The sequence below is a fragment of the Nocardia sp. NPDC058058 genome, from assembly GCF_042885355.1.
Classification (GTDB): domain Bacteria; phylum Actinomycetota; class Actinomycetes; order Mycobacteriales; family Mycobacteriaceae; genus Nocardia.
Genome location: NZ_JBHVSA010000004.1, coordinates 43,963 through 63,115 on the forward strand (window position 1 = coordinate 43,963; position 19,153 = coordinate 63,115).

The 19,153-nt window shown below is 66.0% G+C and carries 18 protein-coding genes; 12 read left to right on the forward strand and 6 right to left on the reverse strand.

What is annotated here, in order from left to right; all coding sequences use genetic code 11:
* Positions 1–139 precede the first annotated feature (139 nt).
* The 3 genes from fusA (at position 140) to ACFVUS_RS31635 (ending at position 4,361) form a co-directional block, all read left to right on the forward strand.
* Positions 140–2,245, forward strand: a complete 2,106-nt coding sequence (fusA, locus tag ACFVUS_RS31625) for an elongation factor G (RefSeq protein ID WP_387774903.1) — start codon at positions 140–142, stop codon at positions 2,243–2,245.
* Between the two features lie 84 nt (positions 2,246–2,329).
* Positions 2,330–3,520, forward strand: a complete 1,191-nt coding sequence (tuf, locus tag ACFVUS_RS31630) for an elongation factor Tu (RefSeq protein ID WP_387774906.1) — start codon at positions 2,330–2,332, stop codon at positions 3,518–3,520.
* A gap of 76 nt (positions 3,521–3,596) precedes the next feature.
* Positions 3,597–4,361, forward strand: a complete 765-nt coding sequence (locus ACFVUS_RS31635; protein ID WP_387774908.1) for a carbon-nitrogen hydrolase family protein — start codon at positions 3,597–3,599, stop codon at positions 4,359–4,361.
* Here ACFVUS_RS31635 and ACFVUS_RS31640 read toward each other — a convergent pair.
* Together ACFVUS_RS31640 and ACFVUS_RS31645 are read right to left on the reverse strand one after the other, a co-directional pair.
* A complete protein-coding gene (locus tag ACFVUS_RS31640) occupies positions 4,322–4,555 on the reverse strand; it encodes a hypothetical protein (RefSeq protein ID WP_387774910.1) in 234 nt (77 codons plus the stop codon). The two genes, ACFVUS_RS31635 and ACFVUS_RS31640, sit on opposite strands and share 40 nt — an antisense overlap.
* A gap of 34 nt (positions 4,556–4,589) precedes the next feature.
* Complete coding sequence (locus ACFVUS_RS31645; protein ID WP_387774912.1) at positions 4,590–5,378, reverse strand: glutamate racemase; 789 nt, start codon at positions 5,376–5,378, stop codon at positions 4,590–4,592.
* A 153-nt stretch (positions 5,379–5,531) separates the two neighbouring features.
* Here ACFVUS_RS31645 and ACFVUS_RS31650 point away from each other — a divergent pair, with 153 nt between their 5' ends.
* Positions 5,532–5,879 carry a DUF1330 domain-containing protein gene (locus tag ACFVUS_RS31650; RefSeq protein ID WP_387774914.1) on the forward strand — a complete coding sequence of 116 codons (348 nt, stop codon included), beginning with the start codon at positions 5,532–5,534 and terminating at the stop codon, positions 5,877–5,879.
* 7 nt (positions 5,880–5,886) lie between these two features.
* Here ACFVUS_RS31650 and ACFVUS_RS31655 read toward each other — a convergent pair whose 3' ends face one another.
* Positions 5,887–7,110, reverse strand: a complete 1,224-nt coding sequence (locus ACFVUS_RS31655; RefSeq protein ID WP_387774916.1) for an NAD(P)/FAD-dependent oxidoreductase — start codon at positions 7,108–7,110, stop codon at positions 5,887–5,889.
* Positions 7,111–7,265: 155 nt separating this feature from the next.
* Between ACFVUS_RS31655 and ACFVUS_RS31660 the strand changes: the two genes are divergently transcribed.
* The 6 genes from ACFVUS_RS31660 (at position 7,266) to ACFVUS_RS31685 (ending at position 12,435) form a co-directional block, all read left to right on the forward strand.
* Positions 7,266–7,616, forward strand: coding sequence for an SPW repeat protein (locus ACFVUS_RS31660; RefSeq protein ID WP_375964512.1), 351 nt, complete (start codon positions 7,266–7,268; stop codon positions 7,614–7,616).
* Positions 7,617–7,621: 5 nt separating this feature from the next.
* Positions 7,622–8,242: a TetR/AcrR family transcriptional regulator gene (locus ACFVUS_RS31665; protein ID WP_387774918.1), complete on the forward strand. Its 621-nt coding sequence runs from the start codon at positions 7,622–7,624 to the stop codon at positions 8,240–8,242.
* A gap of 103 nt (positions 8,243–8,345) precedes the next feature.
* The gene (locus ACFVUS_RS31670) at positions 8,346–9,560 is read left to right on the forward strand and encodes a lipase family protein (protein WP_387774920.1); all 1,215 of its coding nucleotides are present in this window, start codon (positions 8,346–8,348) and stop codon (positions 9,558–9,560) included.
* Between the two features lie 93 nt (positions 9,561–9,653).
* A complete protein-coding gene (locus ACFVUS_RS31675; RefSeq protein ID WP_387774922.1) occupies positions 9,654–10,811 on the forward strand; it encodes a hypothetical protein in 1,158 nt (385 codons plus the stop codon).
* 123 nt (positions 10,812–10,934) lie between these two features.
* Positions 10,935–11,675, forward strand: a complete 741-nt coding sequence (locus ACFVUS_RS31680; RefSeq protein WP_387774925.1) for a DNA alkylation repair protein — start codon at positions 10,935–10,937, stop codon at positions 11,673–11,675.
* Between the two features lie 223 nt (positions 11,676–11,898).
* A complete protein-coding gene (locus ACFVUS_RS31685) occupies positions 11,899–12,435 on the forward strand; it encodes a transglycosylase SLT domain-containing protein (RefSeq protein WP_387774928.1) in 537 nt (178 codons plus the stop codon).
* A 55-nt stretch (positions 12,436–12,490) separates the two neighbouring features.
* On the opposite strand, the gene ACFVUS_RS31690 is transcribed toward ACFVUS_RS31685, so the two are convergent.
* Positions 12,491–13,546 carry a 2Fe-2S iron-sulfur cluster-binding protein gene (locus ACFVUS_RS31690; RefSeq protein WP_387774931.1) on the reverse strand — a complete coding sequence of 352 codons (1,056 nt, stop codon included), beginning with the start codon at positions 13,544–13,546 and terminating at the stop codon, positions 12,491–12,493.
* Positions 13,547–13,619: 73 nt separating this feature from the next.
* Positions 13,620–14,243: a mycofactocin system transcriptional regulator MftR2 gene (mftR2, locus tag ACFVUS_RS31695; RefSeq protein WP_375964527.1), complete on the reverse strand. Its 624-nt coding sequence runs from the start codon at positions 14,241–14,243 to the stop codon at positions 13,620–13,622.
* Positions 14,244–14,436: 193 nt separating this feature from the next.
* Here mftR2 and mftF point away from each other — a divergent pair, with 193 nt between their 5' ends.
* Positions 14,437–15,837, forward strand: a complete 1,401-nt coding sequence (mftF, locus tag ACFVUS_RS31700; protein ID WP_387774934.1) for a mycofactocin biosynthesis glycosyltransferase MftF — start codon at positions 14,437–14,439, stop codon at positions 15,835–15,837.
* A gap of 64 nt (positions 15,838–15,901) precedes the next feature.
* Here mftF and ACFVUS_RS31705 read toward each other — a convergent pair whose 3' ends face one another.
* Entirely contained in the window at positions 15,902–17,128 is a 1,227-nt protein-coding gene (locus ACFVUS_RS31705; protein ID WP_387774937.1) for a cytochrome P450, read from the reverse strand.
* 167 nt (positions 17,129–17,295) lie between these two features.
* Between ACFVUS_RS31705 and ACFVUS_RS31710 the strand changes: the two genes are divergently transcribed.
* On the forward strand, positions 17,296–18,648 hold the full coding sequence (locus ACFVUS_RS31710) for a GAF domain-containing protein (protein ID WP_364642629.1): 1,353 nt from the start codon (positions 17,296–17,298) through the stop codon (positions 18,646–18,648).
* The last annotated feature ends 505 nt before the right edge of the window (positions 18,649–19,153 follow it).

Below are 19,153 nucleotides of genomic sequence, written 5' to 3' on the forward strand. Positions count from 1 at the left end.
TCCGGGGATGGGCCGGGAGTCGAGTCGCAGCCCTGCGCGGCACCTATGCGCCGCGCAGGGCGTTGACACAGTGATGACCGCTGGAGAAGCCAGGGTCGTTCCCGAAGTTCCCAACTAGCTACGAGCGGGGAAGATTTCCGTGGCACAGGAAGTGCTCACAGACCTGAACAAGGTCCGCAACATCGGCATCATGGCCCACATCGATGCGGGTAAGACGACCACGACCGAACGCATCCTCTTCTACACCGGCATCACGTACAAGATCGGTGAAGTTCACGATGGCGCCGCCACCATGGACTGGATGGCGCAGGAGCAGGAACGCGGCATCACGATCACGTCGGCCGCGACGACCTGTTACTGGAACAACAACCAGATCAACATCATCGACACCCCCGGGCACGTCGACTTCACCGTCGAGGTGGAGCGTTCGCTCCGCGTCCTCGATGGCGCCGTCGCCGTCTTCGACGGTAAAGAGGGCGTCGAGCCGCAGTCCGAGCAGGTGTGGCGTCAGGCCGACAAGTACGACGTGCCGCGTATCTGCTTCGTCAACAAGATGGACAAGCTCGGTGCGGACTTCTACTTCACCGTGCAGACCATCAAGGACCGCCTGGGCGCGCGCCCGCTGGTGATCCAGCTCCCGATCGGCGCCGAGGATACCTTCGAGGGCATCGTCGACCTGGTCGAGAACAATGCCAAGGTGTGGCGCGGCGACACCAAGCTCGGTGAGGCCTACGAGGTCGTCGAGATCCCGGCCGACCTCAAGGAGCGCGCCGAGCAGTACCGCCAGGAGCTGCTCGAGACCGTCGCCGAGTCGGACGAGGCGCTGCTGGAGAAGTTCTTCGGTGGCGAAGAGCTCTCGATCGAAGAGGTCAAGGGCGCCATCCGCAAGATGACCGTGGCCTCCGAGCTGTACCCGGTGCTGTGTGGTTCGGCGTTCAAGAACAAGGGCGTTCAGCCCATGCTCGACGCCGTCGTCGACTACCTGCCGACCCCGCTGGACGTCGAGTCCGTGCAGGGCCACGTGCCGGGCAAGGAAGACGAAGTCCTCACCCGCAAGCCGTCCGTCGACGAGCCGTTCGCGGCGCTGGCGTTCAAGATCGCCACGCACCCGTTCTTCGGCAAGCTGACCTACGTGCGCGTGTACTCGGGTCGCGTCGACTCCGGCGCCCAGGTCATCAATGCGACCAAGGGCAAGAAGGAGCGTCTGGGCAAGCTGTTCCAGATGCACTCCAACAAGGAGAACCCGGTTCCCGAGGGCGTCGCCGGCCACATCTACGCGGTCATCGGCCTCAAGGACACCACCACCGGTGACACCCTGTGCGATCCGCAGAACCAGATCGTGCTGGAGTCCATGACCTTCCCGGACCCGGTTATCCAGGTCGCGATCGAGCCGAAGACCAAGGCCGATCAGGAGAAGCTCGGCGGCGCGATCCAGAAGTTCGCCGAAGAGGACCCCACCTTCAATGTGAAGCTGGATCAGGAGACCGGCCAGACCATCATCGGTGGTATGGGCGAGCTCCAGCTCGACATCTACGTGGACCGCATGAAGCGCGAGTTCAAGGTCGAGGCGAACATCGGTAAGCCGCAGGTCGCGTACCGCGAGACCATCACCAAGACGGTCGAGAAGCACGAGTACACCCACAAGAAGCAGACCGGTGGCTCGGGTCAGTTCGCCCGCGTGATCATCGCTCTGGCCCCGCTGGTCGATGCCGAGGACGGCGCGACCTACGAGTTCCAGAACAAGGTCACGGGTGGTCGCGTTCCGCGCGAGTACATCCCTTCGGTGGACGCCGGCATCCAGGACGCCATGCAGTACGGCGTGCTGGCGGGCTTCCCGCTGGTGAACGTGAGTGCCGCGCTGCTCGACGGCGCCTACCACGAGGTCGACTCCTCGGAAATGGCGTTCAAGATCGCCGGTTCCGCGGCCCTCAAGGAAGCGGCCCGCAAGGCCGGTCCGGTGATCCTCGAGCCGCTGATGGCGGTCGAGGTCATCACGCCCGAGGATTACATGGGCGAAGTGATCGGCGACCTGAACTCTCGCCGTGGCCAGATCCAGGCCATGGAGGAGCGCAGTGGTGCCCGTGTCGTCAAGGCGCTGGTTCCGCTTTCGGAGATGTTCGGCTACATCGGTGACCTGCGGTCCAAGACCCAGGGCCGGGCCAACTTCTCCATGGTGTTCAATTCGTACGCAGAGGTTCCGGCCAATGTGTCGAAGGAGATCATCGCCAAGGCGACCGGCGAATAGCCTCCGGTTTCCTGATCGACCCCCAGTTATTCAAACCTGCACTGCTGCAAAAAAGCACGCACTAACTAGTCCAGGAGGACCACAGTGGCGAAGGCGAAGTTCGAGCGGACGAAGCCCCACGTCAACATCGGCACCATTGGTCACGTCGACCACGGCAAGACCACGCTGACCGCGGCGATCACCAAGGTGCTGGCTGACAAGTACCCGGACCTGAACGCGGCGTTCGCGTTCGACCAGATCGACAAGGCGCCGGAGGAGAAGGCTCGTGGTATCACGATCAACATCTCCCACGTCGAGTACCAGACCGAGAAGCGTCACTACGCCCACGTAGACGCCCCCGGCCACGCCGACTACATCAAGAACATGATCACCGGTGCCGCGCAGATGGACGGCGCGATCCTGGTCGTGGCCGCCACCGACGGCCCGATGCCGCAGACCCGCGAGCACGTGCTGCTCGCCCGTCAGGTCGGCGTGCCCTACATCCTGGTCGCGCTGAACAAGTCGGACATGGTCGACGACGAGGAAATCCTCGAGCTCGTCGAGATGGAGGTCCGCGAACTGCTGGCCGCTCAGGAATTCGACGAGGATGCGCCGGTCGTGCGCGTCTCCGGTCTGAAGGCGCTCGAGGGCGACCCGAAGTGGGCCGAGTCGATCATCGAACTGATGAACGCCGTCGACGAGTCGATCCCGGACCCGGTCCGTGAGACCGACAAGCCCTTCCTGATGCCGATCGAGGACGTCTTCACGATCACCGGTCGTGGCACCGTCGTCACCGGTCGTATCGAGCGTGGCATCGTGAACGTGAACGAGGAAGTCGAGATCGTCGGCATCCGCGAGAAGACCACGAAGACCACCATCACCGGCATCGAGATGTTCCGCAAGCTGCTCGACAACGGCCAGGCGGGCGACAACGTCGGCCTGCTGGTTCGTGGCATCAAGCGTGAAGATGTCGAGCGCGGCCAGGTCGTCGTGAAGCCGGGCACCACCACTCCGCACACGGAGTTCGAGGGCCAGGCGTACATCCTGTCGAAGGACGAGGGCGGCCGCCACACCCCGTTCTTCAACAACTACCGCCCGCAGTTCTACTTCCGTACCACGGACGTGACCGGCGTCGTTACCCTCCCCGAGGGCACCGAGATGGTCATGCCCGGCGACAACACCGAGATGAGCGTCAAGCTCATCCAGCCGGTCGCCATGGACGAGGGCCTGCGTTTCGCGATCCGTGAGGGTGGCCGCACCGTCGGTGCCGGTCGCGTCACCAAGATCGTCAAGTGATTTAGTCCGCTGAATCGCTGAGAAGGGCCGTTCCCCTTGGGGAGCGGCCCTTTTCGCTGTCTGAAAGACTTTCCCGGTGCGCTCACCGCTGACTCTCGCCGCCGCCCAGCTCGCCTGTGTGCCCGTCGATATCGATGAGAACGTCGCCGCGCACGTGGCGGTGCTGGCCGAGGCCGCGGCGGCGGGCGCGCGGGTGGTGTTGTTCACCGAGCTGTCGCTGGTCGGCTACGAGCTGGAGTCGATCGCCCCGAGGCTTTCGGAACTCGCTGTGCGCGAGGATGATTCGCGCCTGGAACCGTTGCGCGCCGCGTGCGCGCGATACGGCGTGTACGCGGTTGTCGGTGCGATACTTCCGGTCGATGACGGATATGCCTTGTCCGCCTTGGTTTTCGATGACCATGGCGAGCTCGCCGCCACCTACGCGAAGCATCACCTGCACGGCGTGGAAGCTGAAATATTCGTCCCCGGAACGACTTTCACGACATTCGAGGTGGATGGACATCGGCTCGGATTGGCCATCTGCGCGGATCTCAATTACCCCGAACACGCCGGTGGCGCGGTGGCCGCGGGCGCGGAGATCTACCTGGCGGGCGCGCTCTACCTGTCCGGTAAGGAATCTCGCCGAGATGGGCACCTGCGTGACCGGGCCGTCGAAAATGACTGTTGGACAGTGCTTTCCGCCTACACCGGTGAATTCGAAGGGAATTCGACCACCGGTGGCAGCGGTTTCTGGTCTCCGGACGGCACACTCATCGCCCGCGCGGACCCGGCCGCGAATATGGTGATCGCCACCGTACCGGGTCAGTCGGAGTCCGGCGGACCGGGTTCGTCCCGTCCGTAGATGGGGTCGCCGTTTTCGTCGACCCAGTCGTTCACCGCTGTCCCGGAGACGGTGCCGCCGCTGCCGGGCAGAATGGTCGTCGGCCGATCCTCGTTGTAGCTTTCGGCGATCTGCGCCGCTCGCCGCCGGTGTTCGTCGCTTACTTCCGGTTCTGGAACGACGGGCCGGGCCTGTTCTTCCTCCGCTGTGCTCATATTGGGGTCTGCCCGGCCCCGCGCCGGCCAAACCTCAGGCGGTGGGCACCGAGCCGAGCGGATGCGGTGTCGCGCCGAGCAGGCGGCCGGAGTCGAAGGCCGCGGCGGCGGCGGGCATGGCGCCGGGCCGGTTGCTGGTGAGCACCCGGGTGACGGCGGTGCCGGCGGTGGGGCGGCCGAGCGCGTCCATGCGCCGCAGGGTTTGGGCGGCAACGGCTTCGGCGCTGTCGAAGACCCGGATGCCCGGCGGCAGCGCGGCCAGGATGGCGTCGATGACCAGGGGATAGTGCGTGCAGCCCAGCACGATGCCCTCGGTATCGGCGGGGGTGCGGGCGGCGGCGCTGGTGATGGCCGCGGTGACGGCGGGCAGATCGCCGCGGTCGATGGCGTCGGCCAGTCCGTGGCAGGCGACCCCGGTGACCTCGGCTTCGCCGGCGAAGCGGGCGATGAGGTCGGCCTGGTAGGCGCTGGCGGTGGTGGCGGCGGTCGCCCAGACGGCGACCTTCCGGCAGGCCGCGGCGGCGGGTTTGATGGCCGGGACGGTGCCGATCACCGGTATGCCGGGCCCGACCTCGGCACGCAGCGGTTCCAGCGCGGTCACGCTGGCCGTATTGCAGGGCACCACAATGACTTCCGCGCCTTCACGCAAGGATGCGCGGGCGGTCTCGAGCACGCGGTCGATCACCCACGGCTCGGGTTTGGGTCCCCAGGGCGCGCCGTCGGGGTCCATTTGCAGCAGTAGATCGATATCGGGCCGCAGCTTGCGCAACCACGCCCCAGTGGGCAGCATCCCGAGTCCGGAATCGATGAGCGCGACGATCACATCTGCCACGGTAGTGAAAGCCTGTCGGCGCTCGCGAACCGCGGGTCCGGATTGCGGCTTTACCTGGGAGGTAATTGGGTTCGGCGCGGGGCGGTTCTAGCGTTCGAGGTGGTCGTCGTCCAGTGGCGGCAGGTTCGAGCGAAGGAGTGCCCCATGTCCGCGTATGGGTTCGCGCATTTGCGGGTTCGGCGTCCGCATCCGGAGATTCTGGAGTATCTGGAACGGATTCAGGCCACCCTGGATCCGTTCGGCGGCCGGTTCGTCATTCACGGTGAGCCGGTGGAGGTGGTGGAGGGGGAGTGGCCGGGCAGCATGGTGCTGCTGAAGTTCCCGAGCATGGAGCGCGCGCGGGCCTGGTACGCCTCGCCCGCATATCAAGAGATCTTGCATTTGCGGACCGATCACATCGACGGTGACCTTTTGTTGATCGAGGGCGTGGGCCCGGATTACGACCCGAGCGAGCGCGCGGCCAAGCTGCGCGCCCGGGCTCAACAGCACTGACGATGGCTCAGCCGACCGGGGTTTGGCGCGCGGCGGCGAGCTGTCCGCGCATTTTCATGACCTTGCCGGTCATGCCCGCGCCCACGACGGCCACGAGCGTGCCGTCGCGGAACATATGGGCCAGGAACTTGCGCCCCTTGTCCTCGACGATCTGTACCTCATCGGCGAGGGCGGGGGTGCCGAGCACCTGGATCTTGACGTCGTACTGATCGCTCCACACGTACGGAACCCGCACGGCGGCGGGCGGTTCGGTGCCGAGCAGCGCGGCGGCGAGCAGTTGCGCCTGTTCGCCCGCGTTGGTCCAGTGTTCGACGCGCCGGTTGCGCCCGGCTTCGTGCGCGCCGCGCCAGGCCGCGACATCGCCGACCGCCCAGACGCCGTCGATGCCGGTGTATCCGTTCTCGTCGGTGAGCACGCCGCCGCCGTCGGCGGGTGCGGCGAGTGGGAGGCCGGAGTCGGCCAGCCATTCGGTGACGGGTACCGAGCCGACGCCGATCACGACCAGGTCGGCGTCGACGACGCTGCCGTCGCCGAGTCGCACGCCGGTCACCGCGGGACGCGAATCATCTTGGGAGGCAGCGGAATCGGTGATCAGCAGGGCTTCGACGCCGATGCCGCAGCGCACATCGACGCCTTCTTCGCGATGCATGCGCGCCACGAGTTCGCCGATCTCGGTGCCGAGCGCGGCGGCCAGGGGAGTGGCCTGCGGTTCCACCAGCGTCACGTCGACCCCGCGCGCGCGGAAGCTGGCGGTGAGTTCGCAGCCGATGAATCCCGCGCCGACGACGACCGCGTGCCGTGCGGTGGCGAGCTGTTCGCGCATCCCGCTGGCGTCGTCATGGGTGCGCAGCACGTGTACGCCGGTGGCGTCCGGGAAGCTGGGAATGCGCCGGGGCCGCAGTCCGGTGGCGATGACGAGCCGGTCGTAGCCGATGGTGTCGCCGTTGCCGAGGCGCACCTGCCGGGCGGCGGTGTCCACGCCGGTGGCGGTGACTCCGAGGCGCAGGTCGATGCGGTTTTCGGAGAAGAATTCGGCGGGTCGCAGAGCGGTGTCGTCGATTTCGCCGCGGATGAACTGTTTGGACAGCGGGGGCCGGTCGTAGGGTGCGTGCGGCTCGTCGCCGAGCAGGGTCAGTTCCCCTTCGTAACCTGCGCGTCGCAGCTCTTCGGCGGTTCGCAGTCCGGCCAGCCCGGCCCCGACAATTAGAACGTGTTCTACCGATTGCGACATGGTGCTCACCATATCGGTTCCGGAGGGGGCTTGACGCTGTGTCACGGGTCACATCCGATCAGGTGCTGAATCGTAGCCGGGACTTTATTGATCGGGCGGTCAATCAGGACTAAACCGGAAAGTAGGACATATCCTCAGCCTTTAGGAGGCACCCCATGTTCACCGAGAGCCGCTCCCACGCGGTGACCGTTATCCTCGGCGCCGTCGCCGCCCTGTCGCCCCTGTGGGTCGGCCACAACGACAAGGCCCTGTGGTCCCTGGTCGTGCTGGGCGTGCTGATCGCCCTCACCGGTCTGGGCCTGATCGGCGATCTGCTCGGCGGCATCGCCGACTACGCGCTGCTGGTACTGGGCGCACTGCTGTTCATCTCCCCCTGGGTGATGAGCTTCGATTCCTACAGCGGGGCCTCGTGGACCGCGTGGGTCGTCGGCGCGTTGAGCGTCGTGATGGCACTGTCGGCCATGCCCGCGGTGACGGGCCGTCTGCACCTGGGCGCCAGCCACTGATGCAGATGCGTCGACCGGGAGCGGGGCGCCGCCGGACCAGGAAGCTGGACGGCGACGCTCGTCAGCTCATTCTCGATGCCGCGGAAAAGCTTTTCGCGGCACAGGGATTCGATGCGACCCCGACCGCCGCGATAGCCGCGGCGGCCGGGGTTCCCAAGGGTTTGGTCTTCTATTATTTCCCCGCCAAGGACGCCATTCTGTCGGCGTTGATGGCGGAGCGGGTCCCGGCGCAGCCGATCGATGACATCGAATCATTGGTCGCCCCGGGCGATCCGGTGAAGAGCCTGGTGAATCTGGATGCGGCGCTGAATCTTCGGGATACCCGCTCCGGGGTGTTGCGGGTGATCATGTGGCGCGAAGCCGATACGCACCCGGATGTGCGGAAACAGTTGCGGCGCATGCGTGATCAGATGCTCGATATCACCGCTCGGGTGTTGCAGGCGAGTGCGCCGGATCCGGTGCAGCCCAACACCCTGCGGGCCTGCGCGGCGGCCTTCGTCTCGGCCATGTTCGCGATCGCGAGCACCGATCGATTGCATGCGCTGGACGGTCTGCCGTTGCCGACCTCGGATGAGATCTTCAATGTGGCGCAGGTGGTCGCGGCCGGTATGGCGCAGCTGGGTTAGTTGATTTGCTGGTGTGTCGCTGCACCGTCTGAAACGTTTCACTACGACACTCGTTGTAGGTGGGAAATATCCCGCCAACAGCGGAATCATGGTGGAGGCGCGGATGCGGGCTAGATGGTTGCTACGCACACTAAGGCTCGCGGGAGCGGTCACGGTAGGCGTGGTGATCGCCGCCGCTCCGGCCGCCACGGCGGATCCCGTGTACCCGCGGCCCGATCCGGACCCCTTCTACGCGCAGCCCGCCGATCTGGCGGGACACGAACCGGGTGATGTGCTGGATTCCCGAACCATGCCGCCGCTGCCGTTCTTTCCGGAGACCACCGTCACGCTGATCAAATTTCGTTCCACGAATTCGCGGGGCGCGCCGATCGCGGCGATCACCACGGTGCTGACCCCGCGCGAGCATCGCCCGGACGGTCCGCTGCTGTCGTATCAGCACATCATCAATGGCCTGGGTAGTCAGTGCGCGGTCTCGAAGGTGCTGTACACCTCGGACCCGAATCTGTTCGTCAAGGAATCGGTCGCCTTGAATGTGGCGCTGCGGCGCGGCTGGTCGGTGGCGCTGCCCGATCATCTGGGCCCGAATTTCGCCTATGGCGCAGCCAAATTGGGTGGTCAGATCACCCTGGACGGTATTCGCGCGGCGCAGCGCCTGCCGGAACTGGCGGTGGCGAGCAGTCCGGTGGCGATGGCCGGTTATTCGGGCGGCGGGATGGCGACGGCGTGGGCGGCGGCCCTGGCCGCGTCGTATGCGCCCGGTTTGCGCATCGCGGGCGCGGCCACCGGTGGTGTGCCCATGAATATGGTGAAGATGGTGACTTCGCTCGGCTGGCAACCGCATCCGGCCTTCGGTTTGGCGATGGCGGCGGCGATCGGTTTGGAGCGCGAGTATCCGGATCGGCTGCCCGTCAGCACCCAGATGAACCGCCAGGGCCTGGCCGCGCGCGATGCCATGGCCAATGGCTGCACCAATGAGATCATGGCGGTCGGCGCCGGTCACAGCGCTCGCGAATTCGCCGCCAGCACTTCGATGATCGATGATCCGGGTGTTCAGGACGTGTTGCGGGAGAACAGTCTGGAGCTGTTCGACGGGGTGCCGAATATGCCGGTGTTCGAATGGCATTCGCCGAGTGATCCGCTGATTCCGGTGGATGCCATAGTCAATACCGATCGACGCTATTGTGCGGCGGGGGTGCGGTTGCAAATGGATGTGAACGCCTCGCCCGAGCACCTGTCCGCCGCGGTGTTCGGGGTGCCGTCGGCGCTGGCCTGGTTGGATGCGCGGTTGCGGGGTGAGCCCGCGCCGTCGAACTGCTGATATACCGTCAATCCCCCAATACTGTTGCTCGTGAATCGCTTTCGCCGCGGCCCGACTCGCATGGGCCCCGGTGGAGCGGTAAGAATGTCGCCCATGGATGCCGATTTCACCAACGGCTCGAGTTCTTCGCGGAACTCGCGTCAGGAGAACTACCGCCTCACCAATCCGAATGGCGCCGATTCGAACGGTTACGGCTCTCCGGCGCTGACCGGCGTCGATACCGGCTCCCACGCCACGCTCGGCCGTACCGCCCTGGACCAGCCCGAACAGCCGGTGCAGTGGTCGTCGCCGATGACCCGCCGCACCGCCGAATCGGATCCGCCGCAGCGGCGTTCGGTACAGGATTTCTCCTCGACACCGCGTCTGTCGACGCCGGAGGTGGATACGCCCGCGCGTCGCTCGGTGCAGGATTTCGATGCCGCGCCCAACTTCACCGCGGATTTCCCCCCGGCCGCCAATGGGCACGCGATCACCGAGGCGGATTCGCGTCGCGCGTCCCAGGATCTGGAATCCTCGCGCCGCGCCGCACAGGATTTGGAGGCGTCGCTGCGCCGCGCGGCCGAGCTCGAGGCGGCGGTGCGCCGGGCGGCCGCCGAATCCGATTCCGCCCCGCAGGCCCTCGCGGATCCCGAACCCGTATCGCGGCGTGCGATTCCGGAGCCGGAGCTCGCCTCCTGGCGCGCGACGCCCGAGCCGGAGCTCGCGTCCTGGCGTGCGATTCCGGAGCCCGAGCCCGCCCCCCGGCGCACCGCTCCGGAGCCCGATCTCCCGTCCCGGCGCGCCGCCCCGGAACCCGAACTCGCAGCCCAGCATTCGATCGAGGTGGAAGCGCCCGCCCGGCGTGCCGCCCCGGAGGTGAATTCGCCCGCCGGTCACGCCGCGCCGGAGACGAACGGGATCTCGCGTCGCGCGGATCGGTCGAACGCCGCGTCGGGCCGCCGGGCGGCGCCGGAACCCGAACTGCCGCAGCCGGTTCCGAACGCCGATGGCGAGCGCGCCCGGCAGTTCCGCGCCGAGGACGCCCCCAATATCGATCTGCATCACATCATGGGCCTGCTGGTGGCCAGCCATGACCTGGAGGTCGCGGCCCAGGCCGCGGAGTCCGGTGCGAGTTCGGTCGCGGAATTGGCCGAGGCGGCGCGCCGCACCCGTACGGCCGCGGTGGATCTGGTGGCGGCCTGGTACGGCGGTCCGGATCATATGCGCCGATTCGGCGAGGTGCTGTTACAGGCCGCGGCTGAAACCGCTTGATATCGCGCATCGTCCGGTGCGCTCCTCGAATTCGCGGAGCAGGGACCAGATGATGCCGGTTGACGATTTACCGCTCCGGCGTGGAGCGGCGTTGGTGTCGGTGCCCTACCCGATCATGGTGGGGTGACTGGCGAATTGACCGCGGCGGCGGTACAGGGGGAATTGTCGAAGGTCGCCGATGCCGGGGACGCTGTGCATCTACAGCGCTTCTTCAAAACCGGGCCGGGTGAGTACGGCGCGGGGGATGTGTTCATCGGGGTGCGGGTGCCCAAGACGCGGGCGGTGGTGAAACCGTTCGCGGGGATGCCGCTTTCGGAGATCGATCTATTGCTCGACAGCGCGGTGCACGAGCATCGGCTGGCGGGTCTGATCATTCTGAATGGGGAGATGGCGCGGGCCACGCGTAAACGGGGTTCCGATGTGGCGGCGCAGCAGCGCATCACGGAGCTGTATTTGGCGGCGGTGCGCCGGGGCCGGGTGAACAACTGGGATCTGGTGGACGCGTCTGCGGAGTTCGTGCTCGGCCCGTGGTTGCTGGAGCGGCCGCGCGATGTGCTGTTCGAGTTGGCAGCCGCTGATTCGCTCTGGGAGCGGCGGGTGGCTTTGCTGACGACTTTCGCGTTCATCAAGGCGGGGGATACCGGTACGACGCTGGAACTGTGCGAGCGGTTCCTGGATGACAAACGCGATCTGATTCAGAAGGCGGTGGGTTGGATGCTGCGCGAAATCGGTAAGCGGGTGGATCGCGCGATTCTCACCGGATTTCTCGACGCACACGCACCGGCTATGGGCCGGACAGCTTTGAGCTACGCCACAGAACACCTGACTTCTGAGCAGCGGGTGCACTACCGATCCCTGCGCTGAGCGGGGGAATCGGTGGAACGCGTAGCAGTCGCGCCTGCCCGCCGATCTATCTGTTCATCTTCAGTTAAGTTTACGTTAACCTAGCGCAATCATTCTGTGACTTACCAAGAACAGACCGCGCGTCCGGTTATAGCCGGACGTACTCGACCTTCATGCGGAATCCTCCGCGATCCGAGACGCCTCCGGCGGCGGTGTTCACCACATAAGTCAGCAGGTCATCAGAATGCGAAAACTGTTTCCCCTAGCCGTACTCGCCGCGCTCGCGGTCGTGCCCGTCCAGGCGCATGCCGATGTCCCCGGCGTCCCGGCGGAGCTGCAGCAGCCCGTCGAGCAGGCGCAGCAGTTCGCTCGCACGCTGCCCGCGCCGCAGCAGGATCAGATCCGCCAGTTCACCCAGACGCTGCCCGCGCCGTACACCGAGCTGCTGCCTCCGACCTTCACCGATGATCTGGACGGCTGGATCAAGAACGCGCTCTACGTCATGGGCAAGAACAACATCCCGGGCGATTACGACAGCATCTTCCGCAACATCATCCGCGAGTCCGGCGGCAACCCGCGCGCCATCAACCTCTACGACTCCAACGCGGCCGCGGGCATCCCTTCCAAGGGCCTGCTCCAGGTGATCGACCCCACCTTCCAGGCGTACCACGTCGAAGGCACCTCCTGGGACATCTACGACCCGATCGCCAACATCACCGCCGCCTGCAACTACGCGGCCCACCGCTACGGCACCATCGCCAACGTCTTCTCGGCGTACTGACGAGAATCGGCCGTCGCATCACGCTGATGCGACGGCCGAATTCTTTTGTCCGAGGCTAGAACTGGATCTTGAGCCGATCGGTGGTCGGCCGTGCCTGGCAGCCGAGGATGTAGCCGTTGGCGATGTCCTCGGGATCCAGGATCTCCGCGTTCTCCATCTCGACCGAGCCCTCGACCACGGTGCAGGCGCACGAACCGCATTCGCCTTCGAGGCAGGAGTAGGGCACGTCCAAGCCCTTGGAGAGCATGATGTCCACCAGCGTCTGGCTGCGCGGCCAGGTGAGTTCGTGTGTCTGGCCGTCGAGTTCGACCTCGACGGTCGCCGCGTCGGCGGCTTCCTCATCGCTGATCTCGGTGGGCGCGACATCGGCGAACGGGTCGCCGGACAGCGAGTTGAAGACCTCGGCGTGAGTCCGGTTGCGCGGCATCTCGTTCTGCGCGAGCGCGTCGTGTACGCGATCCATGAAGGGCTTGGGCCCGCACATGAACGCCTCGTACCCGGAGTAGGGCGCGACGAGGGTGGCGAGCGCGTCGGCGGTCGGCAGGCCCTGTAGGTGCTCCAGCCAGTGGATGACCACGAGCCGCTGCGGATGCTTGTCCGCGAGTTCGCGGAGCTCGGCGGCGAAGATGACCGATTCGTGGTCCCGGTTGGCGTACACGACCACGATGCGCCCGTTGCCGCGCGAGAGCCCGGACTTCAGGATCGACATGACCGGTGTGATGCCGGAGCCCGCCGCGAACAGCAGCAGATCCTCGTCCAGGTTCTTTGGTGTGAAAACGCCGGAGGGCGGCAGTACTTCGATCTCACTGCCCGCGACGAGGTTGTCGCACACCCAGTTCGAGGCGTAGCCGTCGACGGTGCGCTTGACGGTCACCTTGGGCTTGTCGTCGGTGTGCGGTGAGCTGGCGAGCGAGTAGCAGCGCGCGACGGACCCGGTGAGGTCGCTGGGAATGCGCAGGGTCAGGAATTGGCCCGGCTGGTACGCGAAGCGTTCGCGCATATCCTCGGGGACGTCGAATACCAGCGATACGGCGTCGGCTGTCTCGTTGATGACCGCGGAGACCCGCAGCACAACCGATCGTGAGCTGTGCGGTACGTCGACGGTGGTCATAGTGTCCTCTCGAACCCGGCGCGGTATGGGATTCCGGCCCAGTGTGCCCAAACTAGAACGTGTTCTAGTTTAACTATACGGTGCTGTCTCGCTGCCGGACAAGCTGAGCTTCGAGACCGGCGACCAGCACATCCATCGAGAAGTCGTAGGAATACTTTCCGCGCAGGTCGCCCAGGTGTTTCATGGCTCTTTCCACCGCTTCGGGCAGCGCGCGATCCTGCAGTGCCCCGCGATCGCGCGGATTCACCTTGCTGCGCCCGAACAGATAGGTGTGGATGGTCGCATAGGCGGCGAGCACATTGCGTTCGTTGAATCCGGCGTCGAACAGGATCTCCATCACCGCGGCGATGAGGTCGAGCTGTTTGCCGAGCATCTGCTCGATGAGCACATCGCCGAGTCCCGGGTGCCTGCGCAGTTTTTCGTCGATCTGATCGATGAGGTCGCGCAATCGCATTTGCCAGGGCCCGAATTCGGGTGGCTGCTTGCGTACTCCGGTGAGGGCGGCGGTGGCGACGAGATCGAGTAGCTCGCGCTTGTCGGCGACGTAGTAATAGGGAGCCATCGGGGAGACGCCGAGTTCGCGGGAGAGCCGGCGCATGGAGAGTTTTTCCACGCCGTCCTGACGAACCACCCGCAATGCGGCTTCGACGATCTCTGCTTCGGAGAGAGTGTTACTCCCGCCCCCGCTGGTCTGCATACGTCCTACTCCCATGCCACCGGATTTCCGTTCCTGCCTGTTCACCTGCCGGTTTTTCCGCCCCCGCAGTGTAGAGCGCCGGGTGTTCGATCGGTTCCGCCGCTGTGATCCGCACGGACTTATGGACTATCGGTGATAGTGAGCGGCGCGCCAATCATGATTGCCGACGGTGTGCTGACCTAGCATTTCAGGAATGCGCCATGATCGCCTTCCCGATGGTTTCGGGGTGCGAATCGATCCGCGGGTGCGCACTTACTCCGGTGGACGGTTCCTGGTCGGCGGCACGCCGAACCGATTGCTCCGCCTTGCGCCGGAGGCTGCGGCCATGATCGGTGACGGGTACCTCGAAGTGAAGGATCCGACGTCTGCGAAGGTTGCCAGACGTCTGCTCGATTCCGGTGTGGCTAATCCGCGGCCGCGATTGCTGCCTTCGCTGGAGGACGTCACGGTTATCGTTCCGGTGCACAATGATCCGGATGGTCTGACTCGGTTGCTGTCCGCATTGCGCGGTTATGCGGTGATCGTGGTCGACGACGGATCGGACCAACCGGTTCGTATTCCGCTGGCGCGGGCCAATCGCTGCCGGGTGACGGTGCTGCGCCGCGATAGACGCCATGGCGCGGCCGCCGCCCGCAATTTCGGATTGCGCTGTGCCGCGACCGAATTCGTGGCCTTCCTGGATCCGGACGTGGTGCCGCGCACCGGCTGGCTGGAGGTCATGCTCGGCCATTTCAGCGATCCGAAGGTGGCGCTGGTGGCCCCGCGCATCCTGGCCATGGATCCGGATTCCACGCTGCTGGCCCGCTACGAGCACACCCGCGGTTCACTGCATCGCGGCCGCCGGGAATCGGCGGTGCAGGCGCACGGCCCGGTGCCGTACGTGCCGAGCACCGCACTGCTGGTGCGCCGCTTGGCGTTACTGGCCGAGGGTGGTTTCGACGAGTCCATGGCGGCGGGCGGCGATATCGACCTGTGCTGGCGGCTGGATCGCGCGGGCTGGCGGCTGCGCTACGAACCGGCGGCCCGGGTGGCGCACAGCAACCCGGTCTCGCTGCGAAAGTGGTTCGCGCACAAAGTAACCCATGGCACCGGCGTAGCGCCCCTGGGTCAGCGGCACGCGGGTATGGCCGCACCGCTGTCCATCCCGATCTGGACGGCCGTGGCCGCCCTGCTCTTCGGCACCCTGACCCGCTGGGGTGCGGTCGGCGGTGTGCTCACCCTGGTCGCCACGCTCTTCCGACTACGCCGGGTATTCGCCGAACTCGACAACCCGACCCGCGTGTCCGCCATATATATGGCGCGCGGATTCTCCGGCGGCCTTTGGCGTTTGGCCTCTTCCCTGTGCCGCCACTATTGGCCGGTGACCCTGCTGGGCATGCTGTGCTCGCGCCGCATCCGCCACCTCGCGGTGACGATCGCGGTGGCCGACGGCCTGGCCGACTGGTTCATCCACCGCGAGACCGGCAGCCTGGACCCGACCCGCTACGTGGCCTGCAAACGCCTGGAGGACGTGGCCTACGGCACCGGCCTCTGGTGGGGCGCGGCCAAACTCCGCGACCTCGCCGCCCTGCGACCCACCCTGCCCCCCAACTGATTTCGCCCCGTCATCCCGGCGCGCTTGCGGCCGGGATCCACGCCCCGCACCGGCCGTTCGTGACTCACTCGCGCGCGGTCAACCGCACCGGCATATGCCGCACACCCGTGTGCTTGTTGCTGCGCGTGTATTCGATCGCCCCGGTGAGTTCGACCTTCTCGACCTGATCGAGCAGCGCGGTGAACACCACGCGCATCTCCATCCGGGCCAGGGCCGAGCCGAGGCAGAAGTGGCCGCCGCGCCCGAATGCCAGGTGCGGATTGGGTTTTCGGGTGATGTCGAAGCGGTGCGGATCGGGGAAGACCGCCGCGTCGCGGTTGGCCGAGGCCCACCAGAGCGTGACCTTGTCCCCGGCCCGGATGAGCTGACCGTGCAGTTCGTGGTCGCGGGTGGCGGTGCGCCGGTTGTACGGGGTGGAGGAGGCCCAGCGCAGTATTTCCTCGATGGCCCCGTCCAGCAACGAACGATCGTCCCGAAGCGCGCGCCAGAGTTCGGGTCGTTCGATGAGCGCCGCCATGCCCAATGCGACGGAGTTGCGGGTGGTTTCGCTGCCGGCGGCCATGAGCAGGCTGAACAGCATGGCCTGCTCCATATCCGAGAGCGGTGCGCCGTCGATGGTGGCGGTGGCGGCGACCGACAGCAGATCGTCGGCGGGATCGCGTTTCTTGGCCGCCAGCAATCGTGTTCCGTAGGCCCGCGTCTCGGCGACCGCCTGCCGGGTGCGCGCGGTGACTTCGCCGAGTTCGCGATCTCGGTAATCCAGCGCCACATTGGCCCAGCCGAACAGTTGATGCCGGTCTTCCTGCGGCACCCCCAGCAAGTGCGCGACCGCCTGGAGCGGAAGTTCGGCGGCGAGGTCGATGAGAAAGTCGCACTCGCCCTTGGCGACCGCCGCCGCGACGATGGCCAATGCCCGTTCGCGCAGTTCGTTCTCGATGAGCCGCAGTGTGCGCGGCGCGACACCGGGTGTCAGTAGGCGCCGTACGCGTGCGTGCCGGGGGTCGTCCATCATGTTGAGCAAAACTCCGGCGGCCCAGTCGGTGGGCAGGTCTTCGATGAGTGTGCCGCCGCCGGAACGGTTTCCGCCGCCCTGTGAGGAATAGGTCGCGGAATCTCCGGCCGCGCCGACGATATCGGCGTATCGGCTCAGTACCCAGAATCCTTCGCCGCCGGGGGTGTGCGGGGTGGGCGAATGCCAGTGGACCGGGGCGTTTTCCCGGAGCCGGTCGAAGAGCGCGTGTGGAAACCCGGCCGTGAACAGGTCCAGTGCGGTCAGGTCGATATCCTCCACAACCCCGTGCTTACACCGTATGACGCAGTCCCGTGGCGGATCCGCAATTAGACGGGGCTCACATTCTGCGTGGTTCGGTTTCCGGTGTGACCTGCGGGACAAACGATCGGTCTCGTAGTTGTGTGCGGTAGCCGGTCGGTACTCTTCGGGTACGGAAAGAAAGGCAAATGGTCAGCAATCTCGCAGGTGGGAGCAGTCCGCAGCACGGTGCCGAACCGGGCACTCAGTTGGGTGCGCTCGAGGCCTATGCCGCGCAAGCCCACGGATATCTCAGTGTGGGCGGCGAACAATTGGGTCAGCTGCCTGGTTTGTTGCGACCGATGGTGCTCGAGTCGTGGCTGCGCAGTGTGCGCGGCGGCGTCGATCCCATGGACGACAACGACGGCCGCGGACTGCGCGGCGCTGATCTCGAACGTTATCGCGACGCGCACCCGATCGCGGCGGTCATGCCCCTGGTGGACAAGCTGCTGCTGCGCGACGCGACCAGTACCGGTCTGATCGTCGTTATCGCCGATCAATTCGGCCGGGTGCTGTCGGTGCACGGTAATCCCGATCGTGTGCAGGCGGCCGCCGATGCCGGTTTGCGCGAGGGCAATGATCTGAGTGAGCGCCGGGTGGGCACCAATGCCGTTGGGCTGGTGGTGCGTACCGGTCGCGCCGCGTGGATTCACGGTCCGGAGCATTTCCTGCATCGCATGCATCAGATCACCGGTGCGGCCGCGCCCGTGCACGATCCGGACGGCCGCCTGGTGGGTGTGCTGATGATCGCGGGTGGCGTGCGGGTCGCGCGCCCGGAGATTCTGGCGCTGGTGAAGGCGGCGGCGACGGCGGCGGAGATGGATCTGCTGCTGGCGGCGGTGCGTTCGGGTCATGATCGCCGCGCGGGCGCGGATGCCCCGATGCCGGAGCGGCTCGGTCTCGAGGTGCTCGGCCTGGGTCAGCCGCAGTTGACGGTGGCGGGTGAGCGAGTTCCGTTGTCGCAGCGCCATGCCGAGATCCTGCTGCTGCTCGCCGAACATCCCGAGGGTTTGTCGGCGGATCATCTGGCGCTGCTGCTCGATGACGCGGATCTGGACAACGCCACGATTCGCGCCGCCATGTCGCGATTGCGCTCGGTGGTGGGTCCGAATGTGTTCGGTTCGCGCCCTTACCGTTTGCGCGTTCCGATCGCCACGGATGTGGAGGCTTTGCGGGCCGCGCTGGATTCCGGTGATGTCGATGCGGCCGTGCGGCTCTATGCGGGTCCGGCGCTGCCGCGTTCGAATGCGCCGGGAGTTATAGACATTCGCGATGAATTGCGAGTACGCCTGCGGACCGCCGTGTTGCGTTCCGGTGAAGCGGCCGTCCTGAGCAAGTGGACCGCGGGTGCGGAAGGCCGGGACGATGCGGCCGCGTGGGCGGTGTATCGATCGACCGTGGACCGTGATTCGCCACTGTATTCACAGATCGAGGCGAAGATCCGCGTGCTCGATCGGCGCATGGGCGCCGATGCAACGCAGATGCAACGTTTCGACTCATAGTCTTCGCAACCGAAAGTGCGCTCGGTCACACGTTGGCCTCGCCATGTGGTTGCACCCACATTCTCTGCGGTCTCCGCGTAATCTCCGGAACCAACTAGACGCTCGTCCAACTTTTTTTCGGGAAAAAGTTCCGTTTTATTCACTTTGCCCCTAGTCTTCGCAATGCATGGACGGCATCCATGTGATGCAGGCGACAGGGCATCGCTCACCAAGATCGAGTGGGCGCGGTGAAGTTGGAGGAGATCGACAGCACGACAAACCGATGCGGATGACCCGGAGGCACCCGCATCCCGGCCGAGAACAACGGGCACCCGGCCGGAGCGAGAACCAGTAGGAATCACGCGCGAAAGCGTCATCCCCGACGCCGCGCATTCGTCGAATCACCCAGGGCAGTGCGGTTTTCCGCGACCTGGCGGCCGGTTTCCCACCGGCGCGCACAGGTCTATTTCGCGATGCCCGAAAGCGTTCGGCCACAAAGCAATTCGGGCAAATCGAGGAGGCTCTG

Excerpts from the sequence above, each read along its gene's own strand:
- mftR2 (WP_375964527.1), bottom strand. The coding sequence starts at position 14,243 with ATGCAGACCAGCGGGGGCGGGAGTAACACTCTCTCCGAAGCAGAGATC.
- ACFVUS_RS31685 (WP_387774928.1), top strand. The coding sequence starts at position 11,899 with ATGCGAAAACTGTTTCCCCTAGCCGTACTCGCCGCGCTCGCGGTCGTG.
- ACFVUS_RS31640 (WP_387774910.1), bottom strand. The coding sequence starts at position 4,555 with ATGAGCACAGCGGAGGAAGAACAGGCCCGGCCCGTCGTTCCAGAACCG.
- ACFVUS_RS31690 (WP_387774931.1), bottom strand. The coding sequence starts at position 13,546 with ATGACCACCGTCGACGTACCGCACAGCTCACGATCGGTTGTGCTGCGG.
- ACFVUS_RS31665 (WP_387774918.1), top strand. The coding sequence starts at position 7,622 with ATGCGTCGACCGGGAGCGGGGCGCCGCCGGACCAGGAAGCTGGACGGC.
- ACFVUS_RS31655 (WP_387774916.1), bottom strand. The coding sequence starts at position 7,110 with ATGTCGCAATCGGTAGAACACGTTCTAATTGTCGGGGCCGGGCTGGCC.
- ACFVUS_RS31670 (WP_387774920.1), top strand. The coding sequence starts at position 8,346 with ATGCGGGCTAGATGGTTGCTACGCACACTAAGGCTCGCGGGAGCGGTC.
- mftF (WP_387774934.1), top strand. The coding sequence starts at position 14,437 with ATGCGCCATGATCGCCTTCCCGATGGTTTCGGGGTGCGAATCGATCCG.
- ACFVUS_RS31650 (WP_387774914.1), top strand. The coding sequence starts at position 5,532 with ATGTCCGCGTATGGGTTCGCGCATTTGCGGGTTCGGCGTCCGCATCCG.
- ACFVUS_RS31675 (WP_387774922.1), top strand. The coding sequence starts at position 9,654 with ATGGATGCCGATTTCACCAACGGCTCGAGTTCTTCGCGGAACTCGCGT.
- ACFVUS_RS31660 (WP_375964512.1), top strand. The coding sequence starts at position 7,266 with ATGTTCACCGAGAGCCGCTCCCACGCGGTGACCGTTATCCTCGGCGCC.
- ACFVUS_RS31710 (WP_364642629.1), top strand. The coding sequence starts at position 17,296 with ATGGTCAGCAATCTCGCAGGTGGGAGCAGTCCGCAGCACGGTGCCGAA.